Genomic DNA, 14859 nt, shown 5'->3' with positions numbered 1-14859 from the left:
GGTGATCATCAGACGTACCGCCCAGGTTGTCCTGATCGGACTATTGGGCGTCATCATCCTGCCCGGAACCCCGCCCGCCGGTGCCGACGAGACCACCGAGAACCTGCGGATGCAGCTGGTCCTGGACGTCAGCGGCTCGATGCGAGAGCCCGACATGAACGGCCAGACCCGGATGGCCGTCGCCCAGCGCGCGTTCAACGAGGTCGTCGACGCCGTGCCGGCGGGCACCGACCTCGGCATCCGGGTCCTCGGGGCCACCTACCCCGGCGACGACAAGGCCCTCGGCTGCCAGGACACCCAGCAGATCGTACCGGTCGGGCCGGTCGACCGCGACCAGGCGAAGGCCGCGATCGCCAGTCTGCGGCCTACCGGCTTCACCCCGATCGGGCTGGCGCTGCGGGAGGCGGCCAAGGATCTCGGCTCCGGTGAGACCGCCCGACGCATCGTCCTGATCACCGACGGCGAGGACACCTGCGCCCCGCCCGACCCGTGTGACGTCGCCCGGGAACTCGCCGCCCAGGGCACCCGGCTGATCGTCGACACGCTCGGCCTCACCCTCGACGACAAGGTCCGCCAGCAGCTGGTCTGCATCGCCGGGGCCACCGGCGGCACGTACACCACCGCGCAGAGCGCCGACCAGCTCGCCGACCGGATCAACCAGCTGGTCGACCGGGCCCAGGACACCTACACCCGGACCCCGGAGCTGGTCACCGGCAGTACCGACTGCACGGCGGCGCCGCTGCTCGCGGCAGGTGTCTACACCGACCGGGAACGTTTCGAGGAGCACCGCTGGTACCGCGTACCGATCCGGGCGGACCAGGAGCTGCGCGCCTCGGTGAGCATCGCGTTGGACCGCCCGGTGAACCGGGACTACGGGATCCTGCTCCGGGCCGTCCATCCCAACGGCCGCGAGCTGGTCCGGGGTACCGACGCCGGCAGCGGCCGGACCGACGTACTCTCCACCGGCCTGCGATGGTCCGCCGGCCCGGACACCGACCGGACCGACGACACCGGCCCGGACGGCGACACCGACCGCGCCGACGGCACCGGCCAGACCGACGACACCGGTGGAACTTCTGACCCGGCCGGTACGCCGTCCGGAACCGTCTCCGCCGCCGCGTCGACGGCCGCCGGCACGGAGCCACCGCCCGCCGAGGTCTGCCTGGTGGTCAGCAACTCGTTCGCCGCCGCTGGCGGGGCCGGTGACGCCCCTGGCATGCCGATCGAGCTCACCGTCGATCTGGTCGCCGCCTCCCCCTTCCCGGACAGCCCGGGTCTCGGCCGTGGCTGGCTGCTGCTGGTCGTGCTGAGCCTCGCCGGGCTGGTCACCGGAGTCCTCGCCGGCTGGCTGACCCGCTGGTGGACCACCGTCTGGAAGGAGAGCTGAGTTGACCCGTCGTACATTCCGGCTGACCCGCGCCGGCCTGGCCGTCGGCACCGCTGGCGCCGCCGTCCTCCTTGTCGCGACCCCGGCGGCGGCCGAAGGCCCCACCCCGGCACCGGCGGAGGCCACCCTCACCAAGGCCGGAACGTCGTTCCTCACCGCTGCGGCGGTCCACATCGACCAGCCGGTCCGGGTCTCCGCCGCGACCGGTGAGTACCTGTACTGGTCGTTCCCGGCCCAGGCCGGCCAGACCAGCTCGATCGCGGCGACCGTGACCCTCGCCGATGCAGCGGCGCGCAGCGGCGCGTCGACCTGGACCATCGACGTGTTCGACGGGCTGCGCCGCCGCCAGCCGTGCACCGCGGGCATGCAGTCACCCGTCGGATCCGCCACTGACCGGCAGGTACGGGCGGGCTGCGCACTGCGGCAGGTCCGAGCCTGGGCGGAGCCGTGGTCCGCCGATCCGCTACCCGGCACCTACTACGTCCGGCTCTCCGTCACCGACCTGCCGGAGCAGGACCTCGGTCTGCCGGTGCAGGTCGAGCTACGGGTGAGCGCCGATATCTCGGACGACACCAGCCCGGAGGGCGGCCGGCTGGAGGCGCCGCTGACGCCGACCGTACGGCAGGGGGCGGTGCTCACCAGCGCGACCGGCGACACCGACCCGGCGGACGCCACCGGTCAGGTCAGCGAACAGTCCTGGTGGGACAGTGTTGCCGGCTGGTTCAGCGACTGGTTGCCCGGCCTGACGAGTCGGTGGTTCTGGACGGTGGCCGGTGGCGTACTGGCCGCCGTCGGTGGCGTGGTCGGCTTCGGGCTGACCCGCCGGCCACGCCGCCGGGCCGGCCCCGCCGCAGCCAGCTGACCTGCTGACCGGCTGCGGACTCGGCCGACCGGGCCGACAGTCCGGTCAACCGGCGGCTGCCAGCCGGCGCATCGATCCGGACGGCAGCCGGCGTCCGACCGCCACCAGCTGCCGTCCGGCGGGCGTGCCGTCGCTCGGACCGGCGACGGCCGGGTCGATCTCGGTCAGCAGCCGGCGGAACAGCGTCGGGCGGTCCACCCGGATCACGGTGCTGCGCCCGCTGCGCTCGACGACCGTGTGCGGCAGCGCCAACGCCGGTGCGGCACTTCGCAGCAGCGCCGCAGCCGGGGTGCTCACCGAGATGGCGAGCACCCCGGCGGTCCGGTCCGCCGGAGCCAGCAGCGCGGCCATCCGCCAGACGGCCAGCGCAGCGGGGTAGTGCGCGGCCGCCAGCCCGGGGCTGCCGAGCATCCGCCGACCGTCGCGCCACGCGCCGGCCAGCGCCCGCAACACCCGGTGGTACCCGTCCGAGGACACATCGACCCTGGTCAGCGAGGTGCATGCGCCGACCGGGCTGGTCACCGACCAGGTGATCGTGGACAGCAGGCGGGCGGTCCGGGCCGCGGCCGCGGGCTGCTCGGTCTGTGCCACCGGTAGCTGCCGGTCCGCAGTGGCCGACGCCGGCCCCAGTCGGCGCCAGCCGACCGGCCGCCGTTCGTTCCAGCAGAACGCGGCCTCCAGCAGCGGGTACGCGCCGAGCGGGCCGGCCGCGACGGCACGCAGTACCTTCTCGGTGCCTCCACCGGGCCGGTTGTCCGCCCCGGCGCCGGTGTCGCCGGCACCACTACCAGCCGTGGTCGGTAGGGCCATAACTGAACTCCTCTGCCACGTTCACGCGCGCCCGCCAGGGGCGCGCAGGTCAACTTGTCGGGATGGACCGCTCCGCCACGAACCGGCCCTGCTGGACGCGGAACGCCCAGACCACCACCGACGACGCCACCAGCTCACCGGTGCCGGTCCAGGCGATCCGGGTGGTGACCCCGGGCTCGTCGTAGTCGTCGACGAACGCGGCCATCGCGGTCCGGCCACCGTGTCCGGCCTGGATCCCGGCGAGGAACACCGTCGCCGCGTCGTACGACTCAGCGGAGTTGGTGCCCGGCTCCACCCCGAAGCGTTCCCGGTAGCGCTGCGGAAACTCGGCGCCGGCCCGCTCCGGCGGCAGGCAGGGGCAGGTGATCACCACTGCGGTCTCGGCATCGTCGCCGGCCTCGCGGAGAAAGCCGTCCGCCTTCGCCCCGTCACCGGCGACGAAGGTCGCCGGGACGTCGGCCGCGCGGAGCTGGCGGCGCAGCCGACCGGCTTCCGCGTAGTAGCCGCCGTAGAAGACCACGTCGGCGTCGGCTGAACGGATCTGCCCGACGACCGCGCTGAAGTCGGTCGCTCCGGCGGCGACCGTCGCCCGCTGCACCACCTTGGCGCCGAGTCTGGCGGCCACCTGGTCGGCCAGCCCTTGGCCGTACGCCCCGCCGTCGTCGACGACGAACACCGCCGTGCCGCCCAGTGCCTGGTCGATGTACTGACCGGCGGCACGCCCCTGCGCGGCGTCGTTGCCGACCAGCCGGTGAAAGGTGGACCAGCCTCGTTCGCTGAGTTCGGTCCGGGTCGCCGAGGTGGTGATCGTGGCGACGCCGCCCTGGTCGAGGATCGGCAGTGCCGCTTCGGCCTCGCCGGAGAAGCCCGGACCGACCACCCCGATGATGCGGGCGTCGTCAACGATCTGCTGGGCCAGGGCGGGGGCCTGCTTCGGGTCGCCCTGCGAATCGAACTCGATCAGCTCCACCGGGCAGTCCGGATGCTCCGCCCGGTACTGGTCGAAGGCCAGTCGGGCACCGTCACGGACGTTGCCGCCGAGGTCGGCCGAGTCGCCGGAGAGCGGTCCGAGGACCGCGATGCGGCTGCCGCAGGCGCTGGCCGGTGCCGCCTGCTCGCCACCGGCCGAGACGCATCCGGTCAGCACCGACAGCAGGCCGAACATCGCCGTCGGCCGCAGCAACGTACGCACGTCCACCTCCTGTACCCGGTCGGACCCGCCTATCCTGCTGGTAGGAGCGTGAGGTTTTGATGAGACGGTTGATCCTGGGTGCGGTGCTGACCCTCACCGGGTTGGTCCTCACCGGGTGCAGCGATCCCGGGGCGGGGGCCCCGGCGGATGTTTCCGCCGCGCCGTCGTCCACCGCGACCGGCACCGCGCTGTACGCGGTCGATTCCCAGACGCTGGACGAGATCGTCATCGACGCGCAGGGGTTCGTGCTGTACCGCTCCGACCGGGACACCGCGGCACCGACCTGGTCGGCCTGCGAGGGACAGTGCCGGCAATCCTGGCTGCCGGCACCCTGCGAGAGCGAGGTACGGGTGGAGGGGATCGACCGGCAGCTGGTCGGCTGCTTCGACCGGTCCGACGGGAGCCGGCAGCTGAGCCTGGCCGGCTGGCCGCTGTACGGGTACGCCGGTGACCGGATGCCCGGCGACGCGAACGGTCACGGCCAGTCGGGCATCTGGTTCGCGATCCGCCCCGACGGCGACACCGCGGTCTACGTGCCCTGATCGGGGTGGTCCCGGAACGCTGACCGGTCCGCTCGGGCATGCCGTCCTACCCGCCCTGACCGCCGGGCAGCCGCAGCCGGGCCTCAGCACCGCCGCCTTCGGCGTTGACCAGCCGCAGCTGCCCGCCGTGCAGCTGCGCCACCCAGCTGGCGATGGCCAGCCCGAGCCCGGTGCCGTCCTCGGTGCCGCTGCGGAACCGCTGCTCGGGCGCGGCGGCGACAGCTTCGCTGAGCCCGGTGCCGCGGTCACGTACCCGGACGGTCGGCGGTCCGGCGGTGACCTCGAGCCGGATCTCGGCCGGCTGGTCGGCGGCCCGACCGTGCTGGACCGCGTTCTGAATCAGGTTGCGCAGTGCGATCCGGACCAGCGCCGGGTCGCCGTACGCCACCACGGCCTCGGTGACCGGCACCGCCCGGTGCGGCGCGACGACGGTGTCGGTCAGCACCTCCTCGGCCAGTTGGTCCAGGCGGAACGGCTCCCGGCGCAGGTCACGCAGGCCGGCGACGAGCTGGGCCCGGGTGAGCAGGACGGAGACCGAGTCGGCGAGCCGGTCGGCGGAGCGCACCACCTGGCGCAGCGCCGCCGGGCGGCGCTGCGGCTCGGCCAGCGCGGTCTCGGAGACGGCACGGATCACGGTCAACGGGGTGCGCAGCTCGTGCGCGGCGTCGGCAACGAACCGTTCCTGCTGGTTGAGGGCGTCGGCGATGGGCTCGGTGCCGCGGCGGGCGAGCAGGTAACCGCCGGCGCCGGCCAGCGCGGTGAAGCTGACGCCGCCGGCGACCAGGGCCAGGGCCAGCCGCTGGTTGGCGGTCTCGGCCGGCCCGGTGTCGCCGAGCACGACGACGGCGCCGGCCACCGCCCCGGTGACGGCGTGCTGGAACGGTACGGCGAGCAGCGGGGTGGGGGTACCGGCGGTGTCGCCGACTCCGCCGGCGAGCTCGGTGCCGGAGGTCCAGACCGTCCGGGCCGGTGCCAGCAGGTTGTCCGGCGGGACGACCGGCAGCCGGGCCGGGTACGCGAAGACCAGGCTGAGGTCGGCCCGACCGGCCTCGTACACGTAGACGGCGGTGGTGCCGTTGGCGACCGCGTCGTCGAACAGTTTGTCGAGCTGCAGCGCCCCGGACTCGTAGTAGAGCAGGGCGGCGGCGGTGCTGGCGGTACGCCGCAGCTCGGCGGCGACCACCTCGTCCCGCTGCCGCCCGTCGACCAGCAGCGCGACGGCGCCCATTCCGGCCAGGCCGACCACGTTGATCGCCATCACCAGCAGCGTGATCCGGATCCGCAGGTTGCGCAGCCGGTCGGCGGTCTGCAGCGGCTTGCCACCCCGCCGGTCGCGGCGGTTCACGGCGGCGCCCCGCCAGTTCGGCCGGCGGTCACGACGGCGCCCCGCCGACCCGGTAGCCGACCCCGCGTACGGTGTGAATCAACTGCGGCTCGCCGAGCTTGCGGCGCAGCTGGGCGACCACTGCGTCCACCACGTTCGAGCTGGGGTCGGCGAGCTCGTCCCAACAGTGTTCGAACAGGTCGCTTCGGCTGACCACCGCCGGACGCCGGACCAGCAGCATCTCCAGTACGGCGAACTCCTTGCGGGTGAGCGTCAGCAGGACGCCGGCCCGGCGCACCTCCCGACGGGCGGCGTCGACCTCCAGATCCGCCACCCGCAGCAGCGGCGGGGTGGTGGCGCCGCGGCGTCGGCAGAGCGCCCGGACCCGCAGGACGAGTTCGGCCGTGACGAAGGGCTTCACCACGTAGTCGTCGACACCGGCCTGGAAGCCGGCGATCCGGTCCCCGGCGCTGTCCAGCGCGGTGAGCACCAGAGCCGGTGTGGTGAGCCCGGACCGGCGTCGATGGCTGAGCTGGTGCAGTGAGTCGCCTTCCGGAAGGATCCGGTCGAGCACCAGGCAGTCGTAGTCGTTGATGCTCATGCTCAGGTCGGCCTGGCTCCAGTCGGCCGCCTGGTCGACGGCGAATCCGCCGGAGCGCAGCGCGGTGACGACGGCGCTGCGTACCTCGGGGTCGTCCTCGACCACCAGCACCCGCATGCGGGCGAGGCTAGCAAGCCGCCGTCACCAGCGCGTCTTCGACGAGGGTCAACCCGAGGACGCGCAGCGCTCGCCGTTGAGCAGGAAGGTCGTCGGCGGCGGGTTGCTCGCCGAGTACCTGACCACGAAACCGAGCTGTGCGCTGCCGCCGGCCGGGATCCGGCTGTTCCACGTCGTGTTGGCGACGGTGATGTCCGGCGGGACCAGGTCGACCGGTTCGGCGCCCCACAGGTGGCTGGGTCCGCACGGTCAGTGGCTCGGTCGGTGGTGAGGTGTTGCCAGCGTCGTCGTGGGCCCGCACCACGAAGGTGTACGCGGTCTGCGGTTGCAGTGCGCCGACCCGGGCGGTCGGTCCGGTCGGCGGGTGTTGCGGGGCGGTCGCCACCGGGGTGGTGGAGCCGTCGGGGTTGACCCGCAGCACCTCGTACCAGGCGACGTAGACGTTGTCGGCGGACGGCTGCCACCGCAGGGTGACCGAGTCGGTGCCGATCGTGGTGGCGGTCAGCGCGCTTGGCGCGGTGGGTGGTTGGTCGTCGCCGGGCGGCATGGTCAGGCGCAGGCTCGGGCTGGCCGGCGACGGTCGGGGTGCCGGGGGTGGTCGGGATCGCGCCGGATCCACCGGCGGCAGTGGTGTGGCGGTTGCGGCATGGGCATCTCGCTTTCGGTGCGGACGCCGGGACGGACCAGCGGATCGACCGACTGTGAGCTTGCCCACTACTCATCGACGAGCATCGAACCTCCGGTGCCGGTGGAGCGAGCTTGCGTCCGACCGTCGCCGCAGACCGAGCACGGCAGCTCAGCCGCCGCTCCGAGGCCCACACACAACGAAGCCTGCCGATGCATCGGCAGGCTGGACAGCACTCTCGGACGGACCGACGTCGCGGTCCCGACTTGTCGGCGATTCTCCGCCGTAACAATCGGGGACTAGCGTGGGGACGGGGAGGGCAACCCCCGTCCCCACCATTCAGTTGCAAAACACGCACGAGCGGTTTGGCGTCCAGGTCGTGCGTGACGCGCGGGAGCCGGGCCACGCGAGTGGCTCTGGTTCCACCTCCTCTCGACAGGTGGTGCGCGGGCTGGCGGCGGTGTCCGGGCTTGGCCCGCCGCCAGCCTCGGGAGCTGTGCGGTTGACACGGTGATGTCGCCATCGCCGCGCCACGCGTCGACTACCTCAGCGGGGGCACATCCATCGATGGAAGCGCTCCCATGCAGGGACTGTAGCCTGAGTCACGAGTTTGCGAAAGTGCAGCGGCTGATCAGCTCACGAAATGAAGGTGTGATGAGGCGGTCACGCCCATGTTCACCGGCCGAACTGCTGGACCGCCGCGGTCACCCCGGCGACGATCAGCAGCGCGTCCGGCGGGATCAACGTCTCAGGTCCCGCGTACCGCAGCTGCCGGTCCCGCTCCTTGATCCCGACCACCGTGATGCCGTACCGCTGGCGTAGCCGGGACTCGGCCAACGTCCGACCGGTGGCGTCCGGCGGGGCGCAGACCTTGGCGATGGCGAACCCGTCGTCGAACTCGATGAAGTCGAGCATCCGGCTGGCCAGCAGGTGGGCCACCCGGTCACCCATCGTCGCCTCCGGAAAAATCACATGGTGCGCACCGACCGAGGCGAGGATCCGGCCGTGCTTGGCGGTGATCGCCTTCGCCCAGATCTCCGGGACACCCAGCTCGGTCAGCGCCACCACGGTGAGGATGCTGGCCTCGACGTCCGAGCCGATACCGACTACCGCGCGGGGGTAGTCGGCGACGCCGCACTGGCGCAACGCCTGGTCGTCGGTCGAGTCCGCCTCGACCACCCTCGGCAGCCGCTCGGACCAGCGGTGCACCCGTTTGGGGTGCTCGTCGATGCCCAGCACGTGATGGCCGAGGCGGAGCAGGGACTGGGCGACCTGACCACCGAACCGCCCGAGGCCGATCACCGCCACGCTGTCGGCGTCCGGCGGCCCGACCGGGGAATCGTCATCTCTCACCGAGGATCCGTCCGAGGCTAGGACTTTGCCGCTTTTCCTCATACGCACTGTAGTCAGCCGCTAACCTCGACGCAGCGATATCCGGCCCGTCCCACGACTTGTCGTACACCGACAAACGCAGACAGTGGACATCACCGAAAGTCGTTGTCTGGTAACGGATTATTCCAGCTCAGTCAGGATTGTCGAGGTGTTGATGCCGGTGACCGATCCGGTAAGCTTGCCTGCGGTCTCCGCCAGGCGGCGCCCACCGGCGCCGGCGGTGACCGCCGCCCAATCACCCCTCCGGGGTGAGCCGGGGAACCACGTTTCCACCGGGGTGAATCCGCGCCAGCGGTAGGGATCGTTCCGTCCCGAACCCGTCAGCTAACTCGGTCGGCGGCCAAGGAAAGGAACAGGATGACCGCACCCCTCCGCCGGCGGATTCCGACGGCCGCGGCCCTCGCCGCCGTCGCCGCCCTGCTCGCCGGCTTCGTCGTAGCGTCGCCGGCCGCCGCTCAGGATCCGGACGACGAAGGCGCCCCGCCATTGCTCAGTGAGGTGCTCGAATCGACCGGCCGGGGCTTCGTCGAAGCCAAAGCCGCGGTCGACGAGTCCCGCAAACGCCAGTTGAAGCTCAACCTCGAGTTGGAAAAAGTCGAGGAGCGGATAGCGGCGCTGACCCCACAGATCGGCCAGGTCGCCTCCAACTCGTACCGTCTCGGTCGGATCACCCCGGTGATGGTCCTGCTCAACAGTGCCGATCCGGACACGTTGCTGGAACGCGCCGAAGGCCTGGACATGATCGCCATGCACGACAACAAGCGGATCCGGGAGCTCAACGAGGCCCGCGAACAGGCCGCTCGGGCGGTCGCCGCGATCGACGCCGAGGTGGCCCGCGAGGAACAGCAACTCGAGGCGATGTCCCGCCAGAAGAAAGAGGCCGAAAAGGCCCTGCAACTGGTCGGCGCGGTCGCCACCAACGGGTTTGTCTCGGCCACCTCGCCGGTCGCCGCCCAGGCTCCGCGTAACTCGGACGGTTCCTGGCCGTCCCAGTCGTGCAGCCTGGACGACCCCACCACGAGCGGCTGCATCACGCCGCGCACCATGCACGCGCTGAACGAGGCGAAGAAGGCCGGCTTCACCCGCTTCGTCTCCTGCTTCCGCCCCGGCGGACCGTTCGAGCACCCCAAGGGACGGGCCTGCGACTTCTCCGCTCAGCAGCAGGGGTTCGGCGGCGACGCCTTCGGCGACGACCGGCTGTACGGCAACAACCTGACCGCCTTCCTGGTCCGCAACGCCGACAAGCTCGGCATCCTGTACGTCATCTGGTACCGGCAGTTCTGGTCACCGACGACCGGCTGGAGTTCGTACAGCGGTGCCGGCGGCGACCCGAACAGCGACCACACCAACCACGTACATCTGTCCCTGCTGTGACCTGACCTCACCTCGTGCGGTGCCGGGGCCGGCCCCGGCACCGCACGAGACGCAGGTCGTCAGCACGAGACGTAGGTTGTCAGTCGGTACGCGCCGACCGGCGTACCGGTGAGCGGCCGGTCGGCTGCTGCGGCGGCGGACTGACCGGGCCGGCCGGCGGGATCGCCCGGATGACCGGCTTGTCCGCAGCCACCGTGATCGGTTCGCCGTGATGGGTCAGGTCCACGGTGGCGTTCTGATCGACATCGCGCAGCGAGTAGGTCACCTCGTCGTGCTGGACAGCCACCCGCAGCCGTAGGCCCCGCCACATCATGGCGAACTCCAGCCGGTTGATCCGCTGCGGCAGCCGGGGAGCGAAGGCCAGCTCCCCGCCGTGGTCACGCATCCCCCCGAAGCCGGCGACCAGCGCGAGCCACGCCCCGGCCAAGGCGGCGACGTGGATACCGTCGCGGGTGTTGCGGTTGATGTCGTGCAGGTCCATCAACGCGGCCTCACCCATGTAGTCGTGGGCGAGCTCCAGATGCCCGGTCTCCGCAGCGATCACCGACTGGGTGCACGCGGACAGCGACGAGTCCCGCACCGTACGCCGCTCGTAGTAGGCGAAGTTGCGTGCCTTCTCCTCCTCGGTGAACGCGTCGCCCCGCCAGTGCATCGCCAGCGCCAGGTCGGCCTGCTTGACCACCTGCTTGCGGTACAGGTCGAAGTACGGGTAGTGCAGCAGCAGCGGATAGTGGTCCTGCGGGGTGCCGGCGAAGTCCCACTCCTGGTGCCGGGTGAACCCGGCCGACTGCGGGTGCACGCCCAGCTCGTCGTCGTACGGAACGTGCATCGACAGGGCCGCGTCCCGCCAGGCCGCGGTCTCCTCGTCGTCGACGCCGAGCACCCAGGCCCGGTCGGCGTAGCGCAGCGCGCAGTCGGCAGCGGTCAGCAGGTTCCGCTGCGCCATCAGGTTGGTGTAGATGTTGTCGTCGACCACGGCGGTGTACTCGTCCGGCCCGGTCACCCCGTCGATGTGGAACCGGCCGTGCCGGTCGTGGTGACCCAGCGAACGCCACAGCCGAGCGGTCTCCACCAGCAGTTCCAGGCCGATCTCCCGCTCGAACTCGACGTCGCCGGTGGCGTGCACGTACCGCCGGACCGCATCGGCGATGTCGGCCGCCACGTGGAACGCGGCCGTACCGGCCGGCCAGTACGCCGAGCATTCCTGGCCCCGGATGGTCCGCCACGGGAACGCCGCCCCGTTGAGCCCGAGCATCCGGGCCCGCTCCCGCGCCTGGTCCAGGGTCGAGTGTCGCCAGCGCAGCACCGAGGCGACCGCCCCCGGCTGGGTGTAGGTCAGCACCGGCAGCACGAACATCTCGGTGTCCCAGAAGGCGTGCCCGTCGTACCCCGGGCCGGTCAGCCCTTTCGCCGCGATCGGCCGCTGCTCGGCGCGGGCACCGGCCTGCAGCACATGGAACAGCCCGAACCGGACCGCCTGCTGGATCTCCGGGTCGCCGTCCACCCGCACGTCCGAGTGGTCCCAGAAGTCGTCGAGGTACTTGCGCTGCTCGGCGCAGAGCCCTTCCCAGCTGGAGATCCGGGCGCCGGCCAACGCCGCGCCGACCTGGTCGCGCAGCGCCGGCAACGAGCGCTGGCTGGACCAGCCGTACGTCAGCAGCTTCACCATCCGCAGCCGCTGCCCCGGCTCCAGCAGGCAGGAGACGGTGGTCCGGACCCAGTCGTCGAATCCTTCGGTGCTGACCGACACCTCGCCGGGCCCGTCGATCTCGTGCCCCATCGCCGCTGCCATCCGCAGCCCGCTGGCCTTGGTCCGGTGGATGAGCAGCCCGCCGTCGGGCTGCACCAGCCGCTCCTCGGCCTGCAGCGGCGTCTCCAGCACCGCGGCGACGCGCGGGTCCTTACTCTGTGCCGGCAGCTCCTCGTTGGCGACCAGCTCGGACTGCACGATGATGCGCAACGGCTCGTCGACCGCCTCCACCTCGAAGCAGATCGCCGCGACCGCCCGCTGGGTGAACGACACCAGCCGGGTGCTGCGGACCCGGGCGGTACGCCCGGCCGGCGAGCGCCACTCCAGCCGGCGGTCCAGCAGACCGGCCCGCAGGTCGAGCACCCGCTCGTGGGAGAGCAGGTCGCCGTAGCGCACGTCGAACGGCTCGTCGTCGATCAGCAGCCGGATCGGTTTGCCGTTGGTGACGTTGACCAGCGTCTGGCCGGACTCGGGAAAGCCGTAGCCGGCTTCGGCGTACGGCAGCGGCCGCAACTCGTAGAACGAGTTCAGATAGGTGCCGGGCAGCCCGTGCGGTTCGCCCTCGTCCAGGTTGCCGCGGAATCCGACGTGCCCGTTCGCGAGGGCGAAGACCGACTCCGACTGGGCCAGGATGTCGAAGTCGAGCCGGGTCTCCCGCACATGCCATGGCTCCACCGGGTAGGCCCGCTCCCGGATCACCGTTCGGCTCCGACCAGCAACTCCCCCAGATCGCTCACCACGATGTCGGCACCGTTGGCGAGCAGTTCGTCACCGATGCCGACCCGGTCGACACCGATGACGCAGCCGAACTCCCCCGCTCGCGCCGCCGTCACGCCGGCCAGCGCGTCCTCGAACACCGCAGCGTTGCCCGGCTCGACGCCGAGCTGCGCGGCAGCGGCCAGGAACGTGTCCGGTTCCGGCTTGCCCCGCAGGCCCTTCTCGCGCGCGATCACCCCGTCTACCCGCACCTCGACCAACTCCTCAATCCCCGCCGCGATCAGCACGTCCCGGCAGTTGGCGCTGGCCGAGACGACGGCCCGGTGCAGCCCGACCCAGCGGGCAGCATGAAGGTAGGCCAGCGAACCGTCGTAGACCTGCACCCCGTCTTCGGCGATGCGTCGCAGCAGCACCTCGTTCTTCCGGGTGCCGATGCCGTACACGGTGTCGGCCTCCGGGGGGTCGTCTGCCGACCCCTCGGGAAGCTCAACGCCCCGCGAGGCAAGGAAGGAACGCACCCCGTCGGCCCGTGGCCGGCCGTCGACGTAGCGGCTGTAGTCGGCGCCCGGGTCGAACGGATGGAACGGCTGGCCGGTGTCGGCGGCGCGGGCGCGGAGGAAGTTGTTGAAGGTCTCCTCCCACGCCGCGTTGTGCACTTTCGCGGTCTGAGTCAACACCCCATCGAGGTCGAACAGGCAGGCGGTCACATGAGCGGGTAGACCGAGCACGCAGCCAATCTAACCTGATCTCCGGTCGGCCGGCTCGGTTTCCACCGGCGCGCCAGCCCGTGGTGACCAGTCAGTCACTCATCGCCGGCCGCCCTCTCACCGCCATCCGACGTCGATCCGGTCGCCCCGTTCGTCGAAGAAGTGCAGGGCGTCCATCCGGACCGAGACGGCCAGCGGATGGCCGGGGGTGACCGCCGGGTACGGGGCCAGTCGCACGGCCAACTCGGCCGGCCGGCGGTGGTGCCGCCCCGGATCGCTGAGCACGCTCTCCCGGTCCGGGCCGGACTCGGCCGACTGGTCTCCGACGTCCGCCCGCCTGACGGACCGACCGGTGAGGCGCTGCATCACGCCGCCGAACCGGCGCAGCCGGCTACCGGCACCGGCCGGTTCCACCGCCGTACCGGCGAGGTCGTCGACCACGATCGCGGTAGCCCCGATGTCGAGGTAGGCCAGCGACTCGTGGCCGTGGTGTTCGAGGAACCGGATCCGGCCCTGCAGCACGTCGCCCGGGCTGCCGGGGGCCACCGGGGTCAGCGCCTCGGCCCGCAGGCCGACCACGATGCGTTCCCCGTGGTAGTGCGACACGGCCCGGGCCCGCAGATCGGTCCAGGGCAGGTAGATGGTCTGTTCGCCCAGGTTGAGCGCGACGTAGCGGTCGAGATGGACGTAGACCGAGGCCTCCAGCAGGTTCATCCGGGGACTGCCGAGGAACGCGGCGACGTAGAGGGTGGCCGGCCGGCCGTACACCTCGGTCGGGGTGCCGACGTCCTGCAGCACGCCCTTGCGCATGATCGCCACCCGGTCGGCCATGGTGAGCGCCTCGGCCTGGTCGTGGGTGACGTAGACGGTGCTGACGCCGAGCTCGCGGACCAGCCCGGAGATCTCCGCCCGCAGCTCGGCCCGCAACCCACTATCCAGGTTAGACAGCGGTTCGTCCATCAGGAACAGGCCGGGACGGCGGACGATGGCCCGCCCCATCGCCACCCGTTGCCGCTGACCGCCGGATAGCTGACTGGGCTTGCGGGCGAGTACGTCGCCGATGCCCAGCGCGCTGGCGACGTCCGCCACCCGCTCCTGCCGGGACGCCGTCTCCACTCCGGACAGGCGCAGCGGGAAGGCGATGTTGTCCCCCACCGACATGTGCGGATAGAGGGCGAAGTCCTGGAAGACCATCGCGACCCGGCGGTCCCTGGGCGGAATGTCGTTGGCCAGCTCGCCGTCGAGCAGCACCGCACCGCTGCTCGGATCCTCCAGCCCGGCGATCATCCGCAGCACGGTCGACTTGCCGCAGCCGGACGGGCCGAGGAGCACCATGAACTCACCGTCGTTGACGTCGAGGTTGACCTTGTCGACGGCGACGGTCCCGTCGGCAAAGACCTTGGATACATCCTTGAGCGCGACGGTGGTCACCGTCACCTCCCCAGCCATCGGTTGCCGG

Annotated in this window: 13 protein-coding genes and 1 riboswitch; of the genes, 4 read left to right on the top strand and 9 right to left on the bottom strand. The window is 71.6% G+C overall.

The features are described 5' to 3' along the window. Position 1: 1 nt before the first annotated feature. Both O7543_RS22790 and O7543_RS22785 read left to right on the top strand, forming a co-directional pair. A complete protein-coding gene (locus O7543_RS22790) occupies positions 2–1387 on the top strand; it encodes a VWA domain-containing protein (protein WP_281551973.1) in 1386 nt (461 codons plus the stop codon). Between the two features lies 1 nt (position 1388). Next, complete coding sequence (locus O7543_RS22785; protein WP_281551974.1) at positions 1389–2249, top strand: peptidase; 861 nt, start codon at positions 1389–1391, stop codon at positions 2247–2249. A gap of 45 nt (positions 2250–2294) precedes the next feature. Here O7543_RS22785 and O7543_RS22780 read toward each other — a convergent pair whose 3' ends face one another. Next, positions 2295–3059 carry a hypothetical protein gene (locus O7543_RS22780; protein WP_281551975.1) on the bottom strand — a complete coding sequence of 255 codons (765 nt, stop codon included), beginning with the start codon at positions 3057–3059 and terminating at the stop codon, positions 2295–2297. Positions 3060–3108: 49 nt separating this feature from the next. Further along, complete coding sequence (locus O7543_RS22775; protein ID WP_281551976.1) at positions 3109–4251, bottom strand: branched-chain amino acid ABC transporter substrate-binding protein; 1143 nt, start codon at positions 4249–4251, stop codon at positions 3109–3111. A gap of 59 nt (positions 4252–4310) precedes the next feature. Between O7543_RS22775 and O7543_RS22770 the strand changes: the two genes are divergently transcribed. Beyond that, positions 4311–4793 (top strand): hypothetical protein, encoded by a 483-nt coding sequence (locus O7543_RS22770; protein ID WP_281551977.1) that lies wholly within the window; start codon positions 4311–4313, stop codon positions 4791–4793. A gap of 46 nt (positions 4794–4839) precedes the next feature. On the opposite strand, the gene O7543_RS22765 is transcribed toward O7543_RS22770, so the two are convergent. The 4 genes from O7543_RS22765 to O7543_RS22750 form a co-directional block, all read right to left on the bottom strand. Beyond that, positions 4840–6138, bottom strand: coding sequence for a HAMP domain-containing sensor histidine kinase (locus O7543_RS22765; RefSeq protein ID WP_281551978.1), 1299 nt, complete (start codon positions 6136–6138; stop codon positions 4840–4842). A 28-nt stretch (positions 6139–6166) separates the two neighbouring features. Then, complete coding sequence (locus O7543_RS22760) at positions 6167–6835, bottom strand: response regulator transcription factor (RefSeq protein ID WP_281551979.1); 669 nt, start codon at positions 6833–6835, stop codon at positions 6167–6169. A 10-nt stretch (positions 6836–6845) separates the two neighbouring features. Then, the gene (locus O7543_RS22755) at positions 6846–7454 is read right to left on the bottom strand and encodes a fibronectin type III domain-containing protein (RefSeq protein ID WP_281551980.1); all 609 of its coding nucleotides are present in this window, start codon (positions 7452–7454) and stop codon (positions 6846–6848) included. Positions 7455–8135: 681 nt separating this feature from the next. After that, the gene (locus O7543_RS22750; protein WP_281551981.1) at positions 8136–8813 is read right to left on the bottom strand and encodes a TrkA family potassium uptake protein; all 678 of its coding nucleotides are present in this window, start codon (positions 8811–8813) and stop codon (positions 8136–8138) included. A 257-nt stretch (positions 8814–9070) separates the two neighbouring features. Further along, positions 9071–9207: riboswitch (cyclic di-AMP (ydaO/yuaA leader) on the top strand. 2 nt (positions 9208–9209) lie between these two features. On the opposite strand from O7543_RS22750, the gene O7543_RS22745 reads away from it, so the two are divergent. Beyond that, positions 9210–10226: a hypothetical protein gene (locus O7543_RS22745; RefSeq protein ID WP_281551982.1), complete on the top strand. Its 1017-nt coding sequence runs from the start codon at positions 9210–9212 to the stop codon at positions 10224–10226. A gap of 79 nt (positions 10227–10305) precedes the next feature. Here O7543_RS22745 and O7543_RS22740 read toward each other — a convergent pair whose 3' ends face one another. The 3 genes from O7543_RS22740 to O7543_RS22730 all read right to left on the bottom strand — a co-directional run bounded on the left by O7543_RS22740 (position 10306) and on the right by O7543_RS22730 (position 14831). Further along, the gene (locus O7543_RS22740; protein ID WP_281567206.1) at positions 10306–12675 is read right to left on the bottom strand and encodes a glycoside hydrolase family 65 protein; all 2370 of its coding nucleotides are present in this window, start codon (positions 12673–12675) and stop codon (positions 10306–10308) included. Continuing rightward, on the bottom strand, positions 12672–13421 hold the full coding sequence (locus O7543_RS22735; protein WP_281551984.1) for a beta-phosphoglucomutase family hydrolase: 750 nt from the start codon (positions 13419–13421) through the stop codon (positions 12672–12674). Before O7543_RS22735 ends, O7543_RS22740 begins: the two co-directional genes overlap by 4 nt. 96 nt (positions 13422–13517) lie before the next feature. Next, positions 13518–14831 (bottom strand): ABC transporter ATP-binding protein, encoded by a 1314-nt coding sequence (locus tag O7543_RS22730; protein ID WP_281551985.1) that lies wholly within the window; start codon positions 14829–14831, stop codon positions 13518–13520. Between the last annotated feature and the right edge of the window lie 28 nt (positions 14832–14859).

It is taken from the genome of Solwaraspora sp. WMMA2080, from assembly GCF_027497395.1.
Classification (GTDB): domain Bacteria; phylum Actinomycetota; class Actinomycetes; order Mycobacteriales; family Micromonosporaceae; genus Micromonospora_E.
Note: the sequence above shows the minus strand (reverse complement) of the source record. Positions and strands in the feature narration are given on the sequence as shown.